Below are 20,316 nucleotides of genomic sequence, written 5' to 3'. Positions count from 1 at the left end.
AGTTGGGGGTTTCCCCCTGTGAGAGTAGGACGCCGCCAAGCCATTTAAAAAGATCAGCCATCCGGCTGGTCTTTTTTTTGCTTAATGCAAAGAAAAATCATTGGATATAAAGGGATTATCAATTATGGAAACTTTTATGAAGACATACACGTATTGAAATTCTTCATCATACATTGTTAAAAGCATCCCCGGGTTCTCTTAAACTATTTAAATCAATGTATGCGAACAATGGTTTTTGGGGAGAATGCAGGTATGGAGGTGGAGATGTTGGGGACAACAACAACCAAAACAACGGCAGGGGAAACGTGCGCGGTTTGTGAACAAGTAAAAGGGATGGGTATACATCTATATACGACTTTTATTTGTGAGGAATGCGAAAGGGATATGATCGGGACGGATACGAACGATCCCAAGTACCAATATTACTTAAAGAAATTAAGAAAAGTCACTAATCCTGAAATATTATCATGAAAAAATAGTTTGTGGAAAGTTAAAGAATCAGAGATAAAAGAAATGTGTGTTTCTTTAGTCTCTGATTCTTTTTTTGGTACTTTAGAAGAATGCTTGGCAACATGCTCCCATGTTTCTGTAAGTTCCCTCCAAACAGACTGTTCAGAGATGCATAATTGCCTTTCTGTCGACGCAATATGAGATAAAATTATACTTATTTGATAAAATGAAAAAATACTATGATATGAGGGAAGAGAAAAATGAATCAATCACAGACACCATTGTTCGATGCAATGAGTGCTTTTCATAAAAAAAGCTCCATATCCCTGCATGTCCCAGGGCATAAAAATGGACGGGTGTTTAATAAAAAGGGCCAAGCCTTATACAACCCCCTGCTTGGTATTGATGCCACGGAAATAAGCGGCTTAGATGACCTGCATGCTCCAGAGGGGGCCATTCTAAAGTCCGAGCAACTACTCGCTGATCTATATGGGGTAAAGCGGAGTTATTTTCTCGTTAATGGGTCCACAGTAGGCAACATTGCCATGATTCTTGCTGCCTGCCGGGAAGGTGATAAAGTCCTTGTCCAAAGAAACTGCCATAAATCAATTTTACATGGATTGATGTTAGCGAATGTACAACCGATCTTTTTGCAACCGGATTATTATGAGAAATGGGGCATTGCCGGCGGTGTGGGATCAAATTTAATTGAAGAAGCCTTGAGTGTACATCCAGATGCAAAAGCCATCATTATTACCTATCCTAATTATTATGGAATTGGTGAAGACTTGACGGAAATGGTAAGACTAGCACATCAAAGGGGGATCCCAGTGCTGGTGGACGAGGCACATGGCGCTCACTTTCAGTTAGGAAGTCCGTTTCCCAAGTCGGCTATTTTGGCAGGGGCAGACGCCGTTGTCCATTCAGCGCATAAAACACTGCCGGCCATGACGATGGGGTCATTTCTTCATGTGAATTCATCCTTAATTGATGTTGGCCAAGCATCATTCTATTTACAAATGCTTCAGTCCAGCAGTCCATCTTACCCAATTATGGGTTCGCTCGACTTGGCCAGGGCCTATTTAGCCGCTTATACATCAGAAGATAAAAAATTCCTTATTGAAAAGATATCGGACTTCAGAGGAAAACTGGGTGCCCTGCAGACAGTAAGGGTGTTGGAGGCGCCGCCAGGCACCTTGGCAGACCCGCTAAAAGTAGTCATTCAATCAACAAATGGTTTAAGTGGATTTGAGTTACAGCAGCTATGTGAAGCCAAAGGCATTTTTACGGAGTTGGCTGATCCTGATAATTTATTAATGATTTTACCCTTGTTAAAAAGGGGTACCGATTTTCCTTTTCATGAAATCATACAAACTATAAAAAGTGCCACTCAAGACAGAACTGGAAACAAGGAAGCAGATCTTCGGGTCCTCTGGCCTGATGGAAGGTCAATGGCAGGGCTTGAAATGCCCTACTCCGTCATGAAGCATAGCAAAGCAAGACCTGTCCCATTACGGAAAGCAGTCGGAGAGGTATCCGCCGAGATGGTCATTCCTTATCCGCCGGGCATCCCTTTAATTATGTCCGGGGAAATGATTACTCCTGAACATATATCCAATTTGCGGAGACTGCTGGAAATGGGATCAAGGTTTCATGGTGGTTCCTCCCTTTCAAATGGAGAATTAATCGTTTATGAAAGCGGGCAGACGGGTTAAAATGATATACTACATACAAAGAACCTTGGAGGTACATCGATGAAACGTGGTATTTTTATAACAATGGAAGGGCCAGAGGGTGCCGGGAAAACAACCATTACCCAAATGCTTGGCAAGGCTCTGCAACAAGAAGGCTATCAAGTTCTATTAACCCGTGAGCCAGGGGGAGTTCCCATTTCGGAGCAAATTAGGGAAGTGATCCTTAATAAAGATAATACAGCCATGGACTCGAGGACAGAGGCTTTATTATACGCAGCAGCAAGGCGTCAGCATTTAGTGGAAGTGGTCATGCCTGAGCTGGCACGAGGGGGAATTGTCCTCTGTGACCGGTTTATAGATAGCTCGTTAGCCTATCAGGGTCATGCAAGAGGTTTGGATATAGAAGAAGTTTACAATATCAATAAATTTGCAATTGGAGATATGATGCCAGATGCCACGCTCTTTTTTGATATCGACCCAGAAGAGGGATTGAGACGCATCCAGTCCAATGGGGAACGGGAAGTGAACCGGCTGGATCTTGAAGCCCTCGACTTTCATAAAAAAGTTTGTGAAGGGTATCAGTTCATTATAAATAGATGGAAAGAACGTTTCATTATCGTGGATGCAGGCCGGTCAATAGATGAAGTCTTTGAGGAAACGAAAGCCGGCCTATTGGATTTTTTAGCGAAGGCGGGAAACTGATTATATAGGTTTCCATATTATTCAACCAATACTATTTGATATAATGTAGTTAGTAAAAATTCAGAGTAACCGGAGGATGATGAGAATGAAAATGATCATTGCTGTCGTTCAAGACAAGGATAGTCATCGCCTGCTGAATCAATTAGTGGAAAATAATTTCGGAACGACCAAGCTAGCCAGCACTGGCGGGTTTTTAAAATCAGGTAATACGACTTTTATGATTGGAACAGAGGACGAACGTGTTGACCAAGCCATCCAGATCATCAAACAGAATTGTCAGTCACGATCCCAATTAGTTTCACCGGTTTCACCGATGGGCGGGAATGCCGAGTCATATGTACCTTACCCAGTGGAGATTCAAGTGGGCGGTGCGACCATTTTTGTTCTGCCGGTTGAAAACTTTTTACAATTTTAACGGTTAGTTTCAGGGAGGTTCATTATGAAAATCAACCATGATATCCCTATTAAGCCGGATAAATCGCGTCAGGATGCCAAACAGTTTCAAACCGGAAATGGAAGGTTTCAACAAATGGTCCAGACACAGGATCAAAAGATGCAAATCCAAACATTAAACCGTTTGATAGGCGATATTGAAGGGGCGGGTCAGCGTTTAGTAAGGTCACGTACTTTTAGGGAATTGGCAAAATATAAAGCATTGGTGAAACGATTTGTTAAAGAAGCGGTTGAATATGGACTGGAACTGAAGCAATCAACGAGCTGGAATGAATATGGACAGAGCCGGCCATTGAAAACCGTGGAAACGATAGATGCAAAATTAGTTGAGTTAAGCGAGGAAATTCTTAATAAAGAGAAAAGTTCGCTTGAAATATTGGAAATGATTGGTGAGATTAAAGGTCTTCTGATTAATTTATATACCTAAGTGAGTTGATGGTTTTGGATAAAACATGGCAGGACATGAGTGAAATTCAGCCGCAGGTAATGACGATGCTGCAAAATAGCATAACGAAGAACAGGGTGGCTCATGCGTATTTATTTGAAGGAGAAAAAGGGACAGGCAAGCAAGAGATAAGCTATGCCTTTGCCAAAAGCTTACTATGTGAAGCCCCGACAGCAGGTTATGAGCCATGCGAACTTTGTCGGAATTGCAAACGGATTTCAAGTGGGAATCATCCAGATGTCCATTTGATAGAAAAAGACGGTCTCTCAATAAAGAAAGAGCAAATCAAGGGGCTTCAGGAAGAATTTTCGAAAAAGAGCGTAGAGGCAGATCGGAAGGTTTATATGATTGCCGATGCTGACAAAATGTCGGTGGGGGCAGCCAACAGTCTATTGAAATTTTTAGAAGAACCTTCGGCTGATACTGTAGCAATATTGATGACCGAACAGCTTCAGAGGATTCTGCCGACTATATTATCAAGGTGCCAAGTGATTTCGTTCAAGCCATTATCTCCGGAGAATGTGAAACGGAAGTTGATAGAACAGGAGTTAGAACCACAGCTGGCCTCAGTTATTGCCCACATCACACAGAATGTGGAAGCTGGAATCGAGCTTAGCCATGATGAATGGTTTGTACAAGCTCAAAAAATAGTGGTAAAATTATATGAAGTGTTAAAACTTAATTCCTTGAAGGCAATGCTGTACCTTCAGACGGATTGGTTCACACACTTTAAAGAAAGAGAACAGGTTGACAGAGGTCTTGATTTGTTACTTCTTATATATAAGGATTTATTATACATTCAGTTGGACAAAAAGGACTTCGTTGTGTTCCAAAATAAACTGAAGGAATTTGAAACTCACGCTCTTCATCTTTCCCCAAGACGCCTTGCTGAACATATGGGTTGCATTTTGGAAGCAAAAAGGAAGCTGATGTCCAACACGAATCCACAGCTGTTGATGGAACAGCTTGTGCTGAATTTGCAGGAGGGATCATGATTTGTATGATGTTGTAGGTGTCCGTTTTAAAAAGGCGGGCAAAATATACTACTTCGATCCGGGTGAATTCGCAATTCCTAAGGACGATTTTGTAATAGTGGAGACTGTCCGCGGTGTTGAATTCGGTAAAGTCGTTACAGCCCGTAAACAAGTAGATGAAAACGATGTTGTCCTGCCATTGAAAAAAGTACTTCGGGTCGCTGATGCAAAAGATAAGCTGATTGTAGACGAGAATAAGGCGGCTGCAGAAGAGGCTTACACTATATGTTGTCAAAAGGTTGTGGAACATAAGCTGGATATGAAGCTGGTTGATGTGTCATATACTTTCGACAGAAATAAAGTCGTGTTTTATTTTACAGCGGATGGTCGCGTGGATTTCCGTGATTTAGTCAAAGATTTAGCTGCCATATTCAGAACTCGCATAGAACTGCGCCAAATCGGGGTAAGGGATGAGGCAAAGATGCTTGGTGGCATCGGACCTTGTGGCAGAATGCTTTGTTGCTCCACATTTCTTGGAGATTTTGAACCGGTTTCCATCAAAATGGCGAAGGATCAGAATTTATCATTAAACCCTACAAAAATCTCAGGTTTATGCGGTCGATTGATGTGCTGTCTGAAATATGAAAATGATGAGTATGAAAGTGCGAAGGAAATGCTTCCTGATTTAGGTGAAATGATTAATACGCCTGGTGGCAAAGGCAAGGTAGTGGGGCTTAATATTCTAGAACGCGTACTTCAGATTGAACTAATCGGGCAAGAAAGAGTATTAGAGTATACTCTAGATGAGATTCTAAAAGAGGGAGCCGTTTCTATTCAAGCCACAGATTATTAAGGTGGTGGGAGAGCGTGGATAAGAAAAATATTTTTGATTCGGTGACCAATATGGAAACCCAGATAGGCCAATTATATAAGCAGCTTGGAGAATTGAAGCAGAACTTAGCTGAAATCCTTGAGGAAAATCAGTCGGTCAAGCTGGAAAACGAGCATTTGCGCCATCGGTTGGGCCTTGTGGAAGTCGAAAGTGCGCCTGCTGCAGTTAAGGTCAAACAAAAAGTGAAAAACCGTACTCCAAGTGCGGAAAAGGTTATGGATATCGGGGAAGGCTATGATAACTTAGCCCGTATCTATCAAGAAGGCTTTCATATTTGCAATCTGCATTTTGGCAGTTTACGAAAAGAAGGGGATTGCCTGTTCTGTTTATCTTTTTTAAACAAGAAGTGATAATGGATAATATAAAAGATGTTCCATCTCTTTTACGTGATAGATAGACCGTTTACAATATATAGTGATTCGGGGTCTGACGCATACTATGAGTCAGGCCCCTTTTTGTACGACAGTAACTTAGAAGCATGGTCCCTAAACATGCTTTTTCATACATGATTAGGAGGGTAACAGCAATGGTAGAACTTAATGGAGATGAGCGCCTGGATTATCTTTTGGCTGAGAATTTAAGGATCATCCAGAGCCCATCGGTGTTCTCTTTTTCATTAGATGCCGTTTTATTATCAAGGTTCGTGAATGTACCGATTCAAAAAGGGAAAATCGTCGATCTTTGCTCAGGCAATGGGGTCATACCTTTGCTGCTGAGTACAAGAACAAAAGGGACAATTACCGGTGTTGAAATTCAAGAGCGGTTATATGACATGGCCCAGAGGAGCATGGACTATAATGGCGTGACCTCCCAAATCGAGATGATTCATGGAGATATAAAAGAAATTCCAAAGCAGATAGGGTATAGCAAATATGATGTCGTTACTTGCAATCCACCCTATTTCCCGACGCCATCCATCGAGGAAATTAACAAAAATGAGCACTTTGCAATTGCCCGACATGAAATCATGTGTAATCTTGAGGACGTCATGCGGGTTTCAAGCCAATTGCTGCGTCAAGGTGGGAAAGCTGCATTCGTTCATAGACCGGGCCGTCTTATGGATATCCTGCATTTCATGAGGATGTACAGAATTGAACCGAAGCGACTGCAATTCGTTTATCCTAAGAGTTCAAAAGAAGCAAATACGATTCTTATTGAAGGGATAAAGGACGGCAACCCTGATTTAAAGATTCTTCCCCCGCTTGTTGTATATAATGATCAAAATGAGTATAATCCCGAAATTAGAAGGATTCTATATGGAGAGGAATAAGCATTATTTTTATGTTTTAAAGTGCAGGGACGGCAGTTATTATGCTGGGTATACCAATGATTTGCACCGCAGGATTGATGTTCATAATCAAGGCAGGGGCGCTAAGTATACACGTGGCCGGACACCGGTTGAACTGATTTATCATGAAATATTCGAAACACGGACATTGGCCATGCAGGCTGAATATAAATTTAAGCAATTAACAAGAAAACAAAAGGAAAAGTGGATGGCAAAGGAGGATACATGATATGTGGCAGCAAAAGAGTTTTGAAAAAGAAGGATTGGAGCCGGCTCTATATCTGGTTCCTACACCAATAGGAAACCTTGAGGATATGAGTTTCCGGGCTTTAAGAATCTTAAAGGAAGCGGATGTCATTGCTGCTGAGGACACGCGAAATACGAAGAAATTATGTAACTACTTTGAAATTTCGACACCTATCGTCAGCTATCATGAACATAATAAGGAATATAGCGGGAAGCAAATGCTTGAGAGGCTTCGATCTGGAGAGGTCATCGCATTAGTAAGTGATGCTGGCTTGCCGACGATATCCGACCCGGGATACGAACTGGTCAAAGATGCCATTGCCGAACAGTTTAAAGTCATTCCGTTGCCGGGGGCAAATGCTGCATTAACTGCATTGATCGCATCTGGACTGGTTCCCCAGCCTTTTTACTTCTATGGTTTTTTACAAAGGGGAGCAAAAGAAAAAAAGCAGGAACTGGAAAAATTAAAAAAATTGGAATCAACTTGGATCGTTTATGAATCGCCACATCGATTGAAAGAAACATTGAAACATATGCATGAAATTTTAGGTGACCGTCGTATAGTATTATGCCGGGAGTTAACCAAGAAATTTGAAGAGTTCATTCGAGGGACTGTGAGTGAGGCCTTGACATGGGCGGTGGAGTCCGAAATTCGCGGTGAGTTCTGTCTAATAATAGAAGGCGGGCAATGGTCGGAGGATGAATCGGAAGAAGCTTGGTGGATGGCCCTAGATATCGTCGGTCATGTTAATCATTATATAGAATCCAAGCAGTTCACTTCAAAGGACGCAATCAAGCAGGTCGCAAAAGATCGCAATATGCAAAAACGCGATGTATATCAAGCGTTTCACATTGATATACAATAATAATAAGCATAAAAAAACTTCCGAAGAACGGAAGTTTTTTTATCATTTATTTAGAAGCAGTGAAGCTTTGTTGAATTTCTTGAATAAGTAATTCTGCACCTTCACGACTAAGAATCAATTTACCATTAGCAAGTGTAAGGTTGTTATCGGAAACTTCACCTGTAACTTGGCAAGTCATGTTTGGTTTGTATTTTTTCAAGATGATGCGCTCATCATCCACATAGATTTCAAGAGCGTCCTTCTCAGCGATACCCAATGTACGACGAAGTTCGATTGGAATAACCACCCGGCCTAACTCATCAACTTTACGAACAATACCTGTAGATTTCATTTAAAAAATTCTCCTCTCAGTTACAATCTAGTACCCTATTTCTATTTTTTTCGCCATTATTCGACAAATTTTTTTATAAATTTATAATACCAGCCATTCCCAAATTCGTCAATGATTTATTTTCATTTTTTTGTAAGAAATAGCAGGGCCCATTTCGTGTGACAAAATGGCTTTTAAAGAGAAAAAATCGGTTATGCCTTTAAAAGTAAAGAAATGCAGGATACAAAGAACTGCTCCCTTCACCACATTTCGACAAAGTATGCATAAGAAAACATACTTCCCTATTATATGATTAAATATATTTTAGTTTCAAAACAAAAGTTCTGAATTAAGGATAATTTTCTGAAAAAGTTTACGAATATGTGAGTTGTTGCACAAAAAAAGAAATTTAGGTATATTTTGTTGAGGTAAGAGGTAATGCTGACAGAAGGGAAGTACCCTTATTTTTAAGTTGAGTCTATTTATTATTTTTTTATTCTATTAACATGATGATTAGATTAGTGATTATTGTCGCACAGAATTGTATATAGCGTTAAAATAGAGATAATAGCTTAAATATATTCTTATGGCTTGGGCCAGTCCCATAGCCGGTTTTTCAAATGATGAGGAGGGAACGAAGTGCAAGATAAATTAAAAACATTCTATATCACGACACCCATATATTATCCGAGTGGCAATTTACATATAGGGCACGCGTATACGACAGTGGCAGGGGATGCCATGGCTCGTTATAAAAGGATGCGTGGCTTCGATGTCATGTATTTAACAGGAACTGATGAACATGGTCAAAAAATCCAGCGTAAAGCGGCTGAGGAAGGAATCACTCCACAGCAATATGTAGATAATATCGTATCAGGGATTAAAGAACTCTGGGAAAAGCTTGATATTTCATATGATGATTTCATCAGGACGACGGAAGATCGCCATAAAGAGGTCGTAGCCAAGATTTTCAAAAGGTTATTGGACCAGGGTGATATATATTTAGACCAATATGAAGGATTATATTGTACACCTTGCGAATCTTTCTTCACGGAACGTCAAGTCGAAGAGAGCAATGGAAACTGTCCTGATTGCGGCAGGCCTGTTGAAAAGGTGAAAGAGGAATCTTATTTCTTTAAGATGAGTAAATATGCGGATCGGTTACTTAAGTTTTATGAGGAAAACCCGGATTTCATTCAGCCGGAATCCCGCAAAAACGAAATGATCAATAACTTCATCAAGCCTGGATTGGAAGATCTGGCCGTTTCACGTACTACTTTCGATTGGGGCATCAAGGTGCCGGGAGATCCAAAGCATGTCATTTATGTATGGATAGATGCTTTGACCAATTATATAACGGCATTAGGGTATGGAACGGACAATGATTCTAAATACTTGAATTATTGGCCGGCAGATGTACATCTGGTCGGAAAGGAAATCGTTCGTTTCCATACAATTTATTGGCCGATCATGTTAATGGCTCTTGACGTGCCGCTTCCAAAGAAAGTCTTCGCCCACGGATGGCTTCTCATGAAAGATGGTAAAATGTCCAAATCAAAAGGAAATGTAGTGGATCCCGTTACATTGATCGATCGTTACGGTTTGGATTCTTTACGCTACTATTTATTGCGTGAAGTACCATTTGGTTCCGATGGGGTATTTACACCGGAAGGGTTTGTGGAACGGATCAATTTTGACCTGGCCAATGATTTAGGGAATTTATTAAATCGAACAGTTGCAATGGTCAATAAATATTTTGATGGTGTGATTCCAAATTACGAAGGATCCAATGGCGAATTCGAAAAAGCTTTGCTTGAAATGAACCAAGAAACGGTTGGCAAGTATGAGGAAGCAATGGAAAACATGGAATTTTCAGTTGCACTGACATCCATTTGGCAACTCGTGAGCAGAACAAATAAATTCATTGATGAGACCCAGCCATGGACTCTTGCTAAAGATGAATCAAAGAAACAAGACCTTGCGAGTGTCATGGTTCATTTGGCGGAATCATTACGCAGGACGGCAATCCTTTTGAAACCATTCTTGACGCAAACACCGGAAAAGATCTTTGCTCAGCTTAGCATCAAAGATGATGTGTTGAAATCCTGGGACAGTTTAGCAGAGTTCGGTCAAATTCCTGCTGAAACAAAAGTCTTGAAGGGAGACCCGATCTTCCCTCGTTTGGATATGGAAGAGGAAGTTTTATATATTAAAGAACAAATGCAGGGAGATGCCCCTAAGGCCGAGGAAAAAGTGGAAGAGACGATTCCCGAGGTTGATGAAATCACTATTGATGACTTTACAAAAGTGGAGCTGCGTGTTGCTGAGGTAATGGCAGTTGAGCCTGTAAAGAAGGCGGATAAGCTTCTTAAACTTCAGCTTGATTTGGGTTATGAGAAACGGCAAGTCGTATCAGGCATTGCACAGCACTATAAACCAGAAGATTTAGTAGGCAAAAAAGTGATATGTGTCACGAATTTGAAACCTGTTAAACTTCGTGGCGAGCTCTCTCAAGGAATGATTTTGGCGGGAAGCCAGGATGATGTGCTCTCAGTCGCTACAATAGATTCATCGATTCCAAATGGTTCAAAGGTGAAATAAACGGATGAAAACATAAAGGTGTTTCATATGAAACATTTTTATGTTTTTTTCTTTATGCTTTTGGAAAAAGTAACGTAATATAGGTTTAGTTTTTGGTTCTACATTTATTAATTGGGCATACTGCCTCTTTTGTAATCTGTTTGTTACCTAAATGTGAAACATAAAACTTTCATTTTTTTATAAAATAGTGCTAGAAAGGAAGAAAAATAATGTTATTTGACACACATGTACATGTTAATGCGGAACAATTCAACGAGGATCTCGAAGACGTAATAGAAAGAGCTAAGGAAGCAGGGGTCGATAATATGGTAGTCGTTGGTTTTGACCGGCCTACCATTATAAGGGCAATGGAATTAATAGAAACTTATGATTTCATGTATGCCGCAGTCGGATGGCATCCTGTGGATGCTATAGATATGACAGAAGACGACTTACAATGGATCGAGGAATTATCCAATCATCCAAAGGTTGTGGCCATTGGGGAGATGGGCCTGGATTATCATTGGGATAAATCTCCGAAAGATGTTCAAATGGAGGTGTTCAGGAAGCAGATTCGATTGGCCAAAAAGGTGGGGCTGCCCATTATCATCCATAATCGGGAAGCGACCGCGGATATCGTGAACATACTGAAGGAAGAAGAGGCATCAAGGGTTGGGGGCATCATGCATTGCTTTAGCGGAAGTGCAGAAACGGCTATGGAGTGCATCAATATGAATTTTTATATTTCATTGGGAGGCCCAGTGACCTTCAAGAATGCAAAAAAACCTAAGGAAGTGGCAGCAGCAGTACCTTTAGACCGTTTACTGATTGAGACCGATTGTCCATACTTGGCTCCACATCCATATAGAGGGAAGCGTAATGAACCATCATATGTGAAACTTGTCGCTGAACAAATTGCAGAAATCAAACAGCTTACAATAGAGGAAGTTTCCCAGGCAACAACGGAAAATGCCAAGAAATTATTCGGCATTAACTGACATTTTTTTTTACAATATCTCCCGGGGTTTGCTAGCTAAAATCGATTTTTTTAAGGTTTCAACAAATTTCACTCCAACTATAGGCTTATTATGTCGAGAAGTCGCCCTTTCCTTTTCAATATGGAATATGCATAATAGGTAGTAATTTCCTGAATGAGAAGTGAATGGGTTGACAGCTTGATAACTAAGTCTATATAATCACCGGGAGGAAGGAGGAGTTTTTCATTCTATTAAAAACTATGAAAAACCTTATTCCCAAACCTTTTGGGAAGAAGAGAATGGCAATGGCCATTTGCAGTGCTATTCTTGTTTCTACAGCATTGGGAATACTTATATATCAAGGAACAAAGGATACAGTAACAATCATGCTAGATGGAAAAAAAGAGGTAGTGCGTACACACGCGGCTACTGTAAATGATATGTTGGAAGATTTAGAGATTAAGGTTCAAGCCGCAGATTATGTCCACCCATCAAGAGCCACAAAGGTTGATGATGATTTGGAGGTGGTTTGGAAGCCTGCACAAAAAATCGTCATGGTACAGGATGGTAAGAAGAAGGAAGTCTGGTCCACCGCAGATACGGTAGATGAACTTTTAAAAGACCAAAATCTAAGTGTGAAGGAACAGGATAAGATCACCCCTTCAAAAAGTACGAAGCTGAAAGCGAATATGGAAGTTGCCATAGACAAAGCCTTTTCACTGAAATTAGTGGTGGGTGGAGACGAAAAGCAGGTATGGTCAACTTCGACTACTGTCGCTGACTTTTTAAAGCAACAAGGAGTAAAACTCAATGATTTGGATCGAGTTGAGCCAGAATTAACCGAAAAAGTTAAAGCTGAGAATACGGTAAACGTAGTTCGAATTGAAAAAGTCACCGATGTAGTGGAAGAACCAGTTGACTTTGCTGTCATAACTAAAAAAGATGACTCTTTATCAAAAGGGAAAGAGAAAATTGTCAAAGAAGGAAAAGACGGACTCGTTTCCAAGAAATATGAAGTTGTTAAAGAAAATGGCAAAGAGGTCAAAAGAGAATTACTTTCAGAAAAAGTAGTTAATAAAAAGCAGGATAAAGTTGTAACGGTCGGAACTCGAACGACGGTTGCGCAGGCATCACGGGGAGTAACTAACGTTAGTTCTTCAAGTGGAAAGGAAATATACGTATCTTCAACAGCTTATACTGCCAGTTGTAAGGGCTGTTCCGGAGTCACGTCCACAGGAGTAGACCTAAAGAGTAATCCAGGTGCGAAAATCATTGCTGTCGATCCAAGCGTAATTCCCATGGGGTCGAAAGTATATGTAGAGGGATATGGCTATGCTGTAGCAGCTGATAAAGGCGGAGCAATAAAGGGAAATAGGATTGACGTCTTCTTTTCTTCAAAAAACAATGCCTATCGCTGGGGTGTAAAGAGAGTAAAGATTCGCGTATTGGACTAATAAGGTTTCTCTCGCAGGAGATGAATTCGTCTCCTGTTTTTTGCGTTTTATTTTCCATTTGTTGAAAAACCCCATGTAAAACTGTTTTAATAAGATAGACGTCTCACCATTCCATAAGATTTCAATATATGCGTGTAAACTTTCATAAATGATCTTCTCTACCCAAAAAAGTTTTTTACGGGGGACCGGTTACGTTTATCCAAGAGCTAATCAAAGCGCTTGCGCTTTTCTGTATGGAGGAAACCATGAAAAAGATTAAAGAAATTATTATTGTAGAAGGAAAAGACGATACGGTGGCGATAAAAAGGGCTGTTAATGCTGATACAATAGAAACCAACGGATCAGCGGTTAATGAGTCCTGTATTGAACAGGTGAGGCTTGCACAAAAGACACGTGGAGCCATCATTTTCACTGACCCTGATTTTCCTGGTCAAAAAATCAGGAATATCATTTCAGAACAAGTAAAAGGGTGTAAACACGCCTTTTTAACGAAGAAGGAAGCCCTTCCTAAGTCAGGTAGAGGAATTGGTGTGGAACATGCTTCTCCTGAGGCAATTCGTAATGCTTTAAAGGATGCCCAAATAATGGATGAAGAGGCTTCAGAAGAGATTTCACAGCAGGATTTAATAGATGCAGGTTTAATCGGGGGATCCGGTGCCAAGGAACGAAGGGAAAAACTTGGATCTATATTAAAAATCGGGTTTACCAATGGTAAACAGTTATATAAGAGACTAAAAATGTTCCAAATATCAACTGAGGCTTTTGAAAAAGCGATGGTACAGATAATTCAGGAGGAAAAAAATGAATAAGGATATTGCAACCCCTGTCAGAACGAAAGAAATATTAAAGAAGTACGGATTCTCCTTTAAAAAAAGCTTAGGCCAAAACTTTTTAATCGATACGAATATCTTGAAACGTATTGTCGAACATGCCAATTTGACAGAGGAAAGCGGCGCCATCGAAATTGGGCCGGGAATCGGGGCATTGACGGAACAACTGGCGAAAAGCAGCAAAAAGGTTGCGGCCTTTGAGATTGATCAGCGTCTACTGCCCATTTTATCGGATACACTGTCTCCCTATAACAATGTAAACATCATTCACGGGGATGTTCTTAAGGCTGATGTCAAGAAGGTCATCGAGGATGAATTTGCTGGATTCTCGGACTTGATGGTTGTTGCAAACCTGCCATACTATGTCACGACACCGATCATTTTAAAGCTATTGTCCGAGGACTTGCCCATTAGAGGCATCGTGTGCATGCTGCAAAAAGAAGTGGCTGACCGAATTGCCGCAAAACCTGGGACAAAGGAATATGGTTCTTTATCCATTGCCATTCAATATTATACAGAAGCCGAAACAGTGATGATCGTACCAAAAACGGTATTCATGCCTCAGCCTAATGTTGATTCAGCTGTAATCCGCCTTACTAGGCGTGTGAAGCCAATCGTCGAGGTCCTGGATGAGGATTTCTTATTCACTGTGACCCGGGCGTGCTTTGCACAGCGTCGGAAAACGATTTTAAATAACTTGACCAGTCAGATGCCAGATGGTAAATCAAAAAAGGAACACATACTTGCCGCTCTCGAAGCCGCGGAAGTGGATCCTTCCAGACGGGGCGAAACATTGAGCATCAAAGAATTTGGCCGCTTAAGTGATGCGTTATTGCCGAACTTTAAATAAAGAAAATGTGAAAGATTCAAGTCGGAATGGGGTCACTCCCAGCTTCCGGCTTTTTTTGTTTTGAAATTGCTCCATCATGATGGAACATACCCGAAAATGTAACCAATCTCCACCTTTCACCATTCAAGATTGATTCGCATAACTTAAGAATGAAAATAAACTAGGGCGGGCTGAAAATAAGTCTTCTCATGGGGTGGGGCCATGAATATTCAAATAAACGATATTGTTGGTCGGGTTTCTTATAAATGCGACGTGTTGTTCCGGGTAATTGATATCCGCGATATTGACGGAAGGCGTGAAGCTATTCTTTATGGGGAAGATATCCGACTGATTGCAGATGCACCTTTTCAAGATTTAATGATTATTAATGATAATGAAAGAAATGATCGACAAAGGTCGAATGAGGTACTACAAGAACAATCTGACCGCTTATTAACGCAAGATCTAGAGCTGCAACAACAAAAAAACGGCTATCAATCCAGTAATGGCTATCGGTATAGCGGTGAATATTTCCAAATACCAGGGAGGGTGCTCCATGTTGATGGGGATGCATCTTACTTAAGGAAATGCATGGATCTATATCAGAAATTCGGTATTCCGGTCAATGGCATCTATTGCAATGAAAAGGAAATGCCCCAAAGGATTGGGGGGTTGCTGGATCATTATCGGCCGGACATTCTTGTTGTCACCGGTCATGATGCCTATTCAAAATCAAAAGGACCGATGTCCGATATTAATGCCTACCGTCACTCAAAGGATTTTGTACAGACAGTTAGAGAAGCGAGAAGGAGGGTTTCTCATTTAGACCAACTGATTATATTTGCCGGGGCTTGTCAGTCGCATTTTGAATCGCTGATCCAAGCGGGTGCAAATTTCGCAAGTTCTCCTTCCCGAGTTAATATACATGCTCTTGATCCGGTATATATCGTCGGAAAGATAAGCTTTACGCCTTTTTCCGATCATATTCATGTATGGGATGTCCTTCGGAATACATTAACGGGAGAGAAGGGGCTGGGGGGAATTGAGACAAAAGGGGTGTTACGGACCGGGTTGCCTTTCAAGCCATTTCAGGAAGAATGAACGAGCTGCATTTTGAAAGAATGCAGCTTGCTTTTGGCAGGGGGAGAATTCGGGTATCCTCACAAAAAAATGGGTTATTTGTGGAGCGATGTTCGTAGGCAATGATTTAATTACGAAAATTCGGCTTAATAAATAATGGAATAGTTCGTTTACATAATTTTTCATTTCCCAGGATATAATAAAATTGTTCGCGATTTTGCCGAATTTCAGATAAAAATATATTGACTACATTTTTAAGTGCTGATATAATTTATTATTTTGTTTGCGTATATTTCTAAATTGTGATATACTTAACTTAGTGAGGTGGACCGAAAATGCCAAAAACTCTAGCTGATATTAAAACTGCACTTGATTCAAACCTGGGTAAAAGATTGCTCTTAAAAGCAAACGGTGGAAGAAGAAAGACTGTAGAACGATTTGGAACTTTGGCGGAAACTTATCCGGCTGTTTTTGTAATTGAGCTCGACCAAGATGAAAATGCGTTTGAAAGAGTATCTTACAGCTATGCGGATGTTTTAACGGAAACCGTAGAACTAACATTTTTAAACAAACAACAAGAGATGTAACTTAGACGAAGCAGCTAACAATTTTGTTTGCTGCTTTTTGTTTTGAATAAAATATCCTATGAGTCCCAATAAAGGCTTAAAAAGGATGTAATGAAATAGAGTATGTTGCAAACACTAGGCATGTGACGGCATGTGAAAGGGGTTGCTTCGCTTGAGCAGGAAAAAAGGGATTATGTCAAATGATCTTAAAGAGGAATTGGCTAAGGAACTTGGATTTTACGATGTTGTCCAGAAAGAAGGCTGGGGAGGAATCCGGGCCAGGGATGCAGGAAACATGGTAAAACTTGCGATCGAAAAAGCACAACGTCAATTGGTGAACAAAGAGTAAGATAAAACACTTAATTGTATCATGCCGTCATGTTGATGGAAGCCGGACTCTTTATACAATGTATAGCTCTATTCATTTTTGCTTACATTGTAGTTAAGGAGTCTGGTTTTTTTATGTATCGGTGAATGCTATATGGATATGTAGCAAGTCTTTTGGGATGCAGGAAGTGGCTGCTCCCCAATGTGCCTACATGTGTCTATTCTCCTCTAAGGGCCAATCTTGGTTTCATTACATTGAAATTACGATGAAAAAACCTTTAGAATATAAACAAATATGATAGAATAGGACAAGAACTTTTAAGAACGTTAAAGTAGGTGGACATATTGAAGCTTATGGAAAAAGCCCCGGCTAAAATTAATTTGGCTTTGGATGTGCTTTTCAAACGGCCTGATGGGTATCATGAGGTGGAAATGATCATGACGACAGTCGACCTTGCCGATAGAATTGAACTAAAGGAAATAACGGGAAATCATATTCAAATTCTATCCCATAATCGATTTGTTCCGGATGATCATCGGAATTTGGCTTATCAAGCTGCATTTATTCTAAAGGAACGTTTTGGGATCAATAAAGGTGTTTCCATAACTATAGAGAAAAATATACCTGTAGCCGCAGGGCTTGCTGGTGGCAGCAGTGATGCCGCAGCAACCTTAAGAGGCTTAAATAGACTGTGGAAGCTTGGTCTTTCCATGGATGAACTTGCGGAAATCGGAGCTGAAATTGGCTCTGATGTTTCATTTTGTGTATATGGAGGTACGGCATTGGCCAGAGGGCGCGGGGAAAAAATCACACATCTTCCTGCACCGCCAAAGTGCTGGGTCATCTTGGCAAAACCGACGATCGGCGTTTCGACTGCCGATATATACAAAAGGCTCCAAACTTCAAAAATGGAGCATCCGGATGTACCTGGAATGATTTCGGCTATTATGGAAAACAATTATCACGATGTATGTGAAGGGTTGGGGAATGTTCTTGAACAAGTGACATTGCAGTTATACCCGGAGGTTGCGAACATTAAAGATCAAATGAAGACATTTGGAGCAGATTCGGTCTTGATGAGCGGAAGCGGTCCGACCGTTTTTGGTTTGGTGGAACATGATTCGCGAATGCAGAGGATTTACAATGGTCTTCGTGGATTTTGTGATCAAGTCTATGCGGTCCGTTTGTTAGGTGATCGAAACAATCTTGAATAGAAACGTACATTAATGGTATAGTTGCTATATAATATTCGGAATTCACAAAGGGGGTGTCTCAATGAAATTTCGTCGCAGCGAGAGGCTAGTCGATATGACCAATTATTTATTAGAACATCCAGGGGAACTTGTTTCGCTGACTTATTTTGCGGAAAGATATAGTTCGGCAAAGTCCTCGATCAGTGAAGATTTGACAATCATCAAAGATACCTTTGAACAACGCGGGATAGGTTCTTTGACAACCGTTCCAGGTGCGGCCGGTGGAGTGAAATATATTGTTTCCATCAAGGAAGAAGAAGTCAATGCCTTCATTGACGGATTATGCGATACGATCGCTAGTCCCGAAAGGCTACTTCCTGGCGGTTATCTATATATGACAGACATTTTAGGACATCCGCAAACCGTGAATAAGGTTGGAAGGATAATCGCCTCAATGTATGCCAAGAAAAATGTCTCAGTCATCATGACAATGGCAACCAAAGGGATATCATTGGCATACGCCGTGGCAAATTATTTGAATGTTCCAGTTGTCATTGTAAGCAGGAATAATAAAGTAACGGAAGGTTCTACAGTGAGCATCAATTATGTTTCAGGCTCTTCAAAGAGGATCCAGACTATGGTACTCTCTAAGAGAAGCTTGGTTGAAGGTTCGAATGTATTGATTGTAGACGATTTCATGAAGGCTGGGGGTACCATTAACGGTATGGTCAGTCTATTGGATGAATTCAAGGCAACGGTTGCCGGAATTGCGGTGCTGGTCGAATCCGAACATACGGAGGAGTGCCTTGTCGAGGACTATGTTTCTTTAATCAAGTTGACACAGGTGGTCGAAAGAGACAAGGAAATCAAGGTCAGCCGTGGGAATTATTTTACGAAAAAGGAATAGGGGGAATCATTTCATGAAAACGATACATACGGATGAAGCACCGGCAGCGATCGGACCATATTCACAAGGCGTGATCGTGGATACGTTATTTTTCAGTTCGGGACAGATCCCGCTTACTGCTTCTGGTGAGATGGTGACAGGGGATGTCAAGGAACAAACACACCAGGTCTTTAAGAATCTCCAAGCTGTATTGAAAGAAGCCGGGGCTTCATTGGAAACTGTCATTAAGGCTACAGTATTCATTAAAAGTATGGACGATTTCGGTTCGATTAATGAAATATACGGAGAATACTTTTCTGCTCACAAACCTGCCCGCTCTTGTGTCGAGGTTGCTCGCCTTCCTAAAGATGCACTAGTGGAAATAGAAGTGGTAGCGCTCGTTAAATAAACGGGCGTTTTTTTTATTTTTCAGGGCATTCGTAATGGGTAATTATCCTGCAATATATGGGTGATTTTTAATATTTTTAAAAACTAGGCTGAATTTTCTAAAAAAATTACAGATAATAGAAGGAGTTCACGTTTTTTTGTTGAATATGTACTTTAAGTTTTAACAACAACAAAAAGGGATGGTGAGCTTAAATGGAAGTAACTGACGTAAGATTACGCCGTGTGAATACGGATGGTCGTATGAGAGCTATCGCATCAATTACACTGGATAATGAATTTGTGGTTCATGATATTCGTGTGATCGACGGAAACAATGGTTTATTTGTAGCAATGCCAAGTAAACGAACTCCAGATGGAGAATTCCGGGATATCGCTCATCCAATCAATTCCTCGACACGCGGGAAAATTCAAGAAGCTGTCTTGACAGAATATCATCGATTGGGAGAACTTGAAACTGAATTAGAGGAAGCTGGAGCAGGTGCTTCTTAAAATAACCTTACTTTTAAACTTTAAATTTATAAGTCGTGCATCTAGAGCCTACTTCATAAGTAGTGCTCTTTTTTATTTATTCAAAAACAGATAAGTTTAGAACTTATCCACTTATCATACACATTTGCTTAAATGAATTGTAAAACTTACGTGTTATCTAAAGTTTAAGTACCCATCCTTTTTATTTTTAAAACCTTTTTGTTCAACGGAAATTGAAATTCCTGTAAGGGGATCTCTCTAATGACCTGAATCGGTAACCTGATCTCGGAATGGGAGTAAACAACGGGTGCAGTGCTGCCAGATGGCTTGTACATAGGCATGGCGCGGTCGCGGCGGTGTTTTGGGATAAAGGGGAGGAAACATGTTTCTGTACATT

Annotated in this window: 24 protein-coding genes; 23 read left to right on the top strand and 1 reads right to left on the bottom strand. The window is 40.6% G+C overall.

The window, feature by feature from the left end; genetic code table 11:
• The first annotated feature begins 252 nt into the window (after window positions 1–252).
• The 11 genes from AC3WLU_RS24065 (at window position 253) to rsmI (ending at window position 8,010) form a co-directional block, all read left to right on the top strand.
• Complete coding sequence (locus AC3WLU_RS24065) at window positions 253–471, top strand: sigma factor G inhibitor Gin (protein ID WP_082609258.1); 219 nt, start codon at window positions 253–255, stop codon at window positions 469–471.
• 239 nt (window positions 472–710) lie between these two features.
• Window positions 711–2,165: an aminotransferase class I/II-fold pyridoxal phosphate-dependent enzyme gene (locus AC3WLU_RS24060; protein ID WP_492598046.1), complete on the top strand. Its 1,455-nt coding sequence runs from the start codon at window positions 711–713 to the stop codon at window positions 2,163–2,165.
• 39 nt (window positions 2,166–2,204) lie between these two features.
• Entirely contained in the window at window positions 2,205–2,846 is a 642-nt protein-coding gene (gene tmk / locus AC3WLU_RS24055; protein ID WP_440440013.1) for a dTMP kinase, read from the top strand.
• Window positions 2,847–2,931: 85 nt separating this feature from the next.
• Window positions 2,932–3,261 carry a cyclic di-AMP receptor DarA gene (gene darA / locus AC3WLU_RS24050; RefSeq protein WP_034316369.1) on the top strand — a complete coding sequence of 110 codons (330 nt, stop codon included), beginning with the start codon at window positions 2,932–2,934 and terminating at the stop codon, window positions 3,259–3,261.
• A gap of 24 nt (window positions 3,262–3,285) precedes the next feature.
• On the top strand, window positions 3,286–3,726 hold the full coding sequence (locus AC3WLU_RS24045; protein ID WP_057276486.1) for a YaaR family protein: 441 nt from the start codon (window positions 3,286–3,288) through the stop codon (window positions 3,724–3,726).
• Window positions 3,727–3,734: 8 nt separating this feature from the next.
• On the top strand, window positions 3,735–4,739 hold the full coding sequence (gene holB / locus AC3WLU_RS24040) for a DNA polymerase III subunit delta' (RefSeq protein ID WP_141236117.1): 1,005 nt from the start codon (window positions 3,735–3,737) through the stop codon (window positions 4,737–4,739).
• A 1-nt stretch (window position 4,740) separates the two neighbouring features.
• Window positions 4,741–5,571 carry a PSP1 domain-containing protein gene (locus AC3WLU_RS24035; protein WP_048689969.1) on the top strand — a complete coding sequence of 277 codons (831 nt, stop codon included), beginning with the start codon at window positions 4,741–4,743 and terminating at the stop codon, window positions 5,569–5,571.
• A 14-nt stretch (window positions 5,572–5,585) separates the two neighbouring features.
• On the top strand, window positions 5,586–5,960 hold the full coding sequence (yabA, locus tag AC3WLU_RS24030) for a DNA replication initiation control protein YabA (protein WP_034316364.1): 375 nt from the start codon (window positions 5,586–5,588) through the stop codon (window positions 5,958–5,960).
• A gap of 176 nt (window positions 5,961–6,136) precedes the next feature.
• Complete coding sequence (locus AC3WLU_RS24025; protein WP_034316362.1) at window positions 6,137–6,880, top strand: tRNA1(Val) (adenine(37)-N6)-methyltransferase; 744 nt, start codon at window positions 6,137–6,139, stop codon at window positions 6,878–6,880.
• On the top strand, window positions 6,867–7,127 hold the full coding sequence (locus tag AC3WLU_RS24020) for a GIY-YIG nuclease family protein (RefSeq protein ID WP_034316360.1): 261 nt from the start codon (window positions 6,867–6,869) through the stop codon (window positions 7,125–7,127). Before AC3WLU_RS24025 ends, AC3WLU_RS24020 begins: the two co-directional genes overlap by 14 nt.
• 1 nt (window position 7,128) lies before the next feature.
• A complete protein-coding gene (gene rsmI, locus AC3WLU_RS24015) occupies window positions 7,129–8,010 on the top strand; it encodes a 16S rRNA (cytidine(1402)-2'-O)-methyltransferase (RefSeq protein WP_403191474.1) in 882 nt (293 codons plus the stop codon).
• A 46-nt stretch (window positions 8,011–8,056) separates the two neighbouring features.
• Here the strand turns inward: rsmI and abrB are convergent, their stop codons facing one another.
• Complete coding sequence (gene abrB / locus AC3WLU_RS24010; RefSeq protein ID WP_034316356.1) at window positions 8,057–8,341, bottom strand: transition state genes transcriptional regulator AbrB; 285 nt, start codon at window positions 8,339–8,341, stop codon at window positions 8,057–8,059.
• A gap of 618 nt (window positions 8,342–8,959) precedes the next feature.
• Between abrB and metG the strand changes: the two genes are divergently transcribed.
• From metG to spoVG, 12 genes are all read left to right on the top strand, one after another.
• Window positions 8,960–10,921, top strand: coding sequence for a methionine--tRNA ligase (gene metG, locus AC3WLU_RS24005; protein ID WP_095679967.1), 1,962 nt, complete (start codon window positions 8,960–8,962; stop codon window positions 10,919–10,921).
• A 209-nt stretch (window positions 10,922–11,130) separates the two neighbouring features.
• Window positions 11,131–11,898 carry a TatD family hydrolase gene (locus tag AC3WLU_RS24000; protein WP_057276490.1) on the top strand — a complete coding sequence of 256 codons (768 nt, stop codon included), beginning with the start codon at window positions 11,131–11,133 and terminating at the stop codon, window positions 11,896–11,898.
• 278 nt (window positions 11,899–12,176) lie between these two features.
• Window positions 12,177–13,331, top strand: coding sequence for a ubiquitin-like domain-containing protein (locus AC3WLU_RS23995; protein ID WP_492598045.1), 1,155 nt, complete (start codon window positions 12,177–12,179; stop codon window positions 13,329–13,331).
• A 245-nt stretch (window positions 13,332–13,576) separates the two neighbouring features.
• Window positions 13,577–14,140 (top strand): ribonuclease M5, encoded by a 564-nt coding sequence (gene rnmV, locus AC3WLU_RS23990; RefSeq protein WP_034316348.1) that lies wholly within the window; start codon window positions 13,577–13,579, stop codon window positions 14,138–14,140.
• Window positions 14,133–15,011, top strand: a complete 879-nt coding sequence (gene rsmA / locus AC3WLU_RS23985; RefSeq protein WP_034316346.1) for a 16S rRNA (adenine(1518)-N(6)/adenine(1519)-N(6))-dimethyltransferase RsmA — start codon at window positions 14,133–14,135, stop codon at window positions 15,009–15,011. The genes rnmV and rsmA overlap by 8 nt, the downstream gene beginning before the upstream one ends.
• Before the next feature lie 201 nt (window positions 15,012–15,212).
• Entirely contained in the window at window positions 15,213–16,091 is an 879-nt protein-coding gene (gene yabG, locus AC3WLU_RS23980) for a sporulation peptidase YabG (protein WP_048689999.1), read from the top strand.
• Window positions 16,092–16,405: 314 nt separating this feature from the next.
• Window positions 16,406–16,657, top strand: coding sequence for a biofilm formation stimulator Veg (gene veg / locus AC3WLU_RS23975; RefSeq protein WP_034316343.1), 252 nt, complete (start codon window positions 16,406–16,408; stop codon window positions 16,655–16,657).
• Between the two features lie 151 nt (window positions 16,658–16,808).
• On the top strand, window positions 16,809–16,985 hold the full coding sequence (locus tag AC3WLU_RS23970; RefSeq protein ID WP_034316340.1) for a small, acid-soluble spore protein, alpha/beta type: 177 nt from the start codon (window positions 16,809–16,811) through the stop codon (window positions 16,983–16,985).
• 323 nt (window positions 16,986–17,308) lie between these two features.
• Window positions 17,309–18,178 carry a 4-(cytidine 5'-diphospho)-2-C-methyl-D-erythritol kinase gene (gene ispE, locus AC3WLU_RS23965; RefSeq protein ID WP_034316338.1) on the top strand — a complete coding sequence of 290 codons (870 nt, stop codon included), beginning with the start codon at window positions 17,309–17,311 and terminating at the stop codon, window positions 18,176–18,178.
• A gap of 61 nt (window positions 18,179–18,239) precedes the next feature.
• A complete protein-coding gene (purR, locus tag AC3WLU_RS23960; protein ID WP_057276492.1) occupies window positions 18,240–19,064 on the top strand; it encodes a pur operon repressor in 825 nt (274 codons plus the stop codon).
• A 13-nt stretch (window positions 19,065–19,077) separates the two neighbouring features.
• Window positions 19,078–19,452, top strand: coding sequence for a RidA family protein (locus tag AC3WLU_RS23955; RefSeq protein WP_034316334.1), 375 nt, complete (start codon window positions 19,078–19,080; stop codon window positions 19,450–19,452).
• Window positions 19,453–19,643: 191 nt separating this feature from the next.
• Window positions 19,644–19,940, top strand: a complete 297-nt coding sequence (gene spoVG, locus AC3WLU_RS23950) for a septation regulator SpoVG (protein ID WP_034316332.1) — start codon at window positions 19,644–19,646, stop codon at window positions 19,938–19,940.
• Window positions 19,941–20,316: the final 376 nt, after the last annotated feature.

Source organism: Peribacillus sp. FW305-BF15 (assembly GCF_058783805.1).
This window is presented reverse-complemented; position numbering and strand designations above follow the sequence as displayed.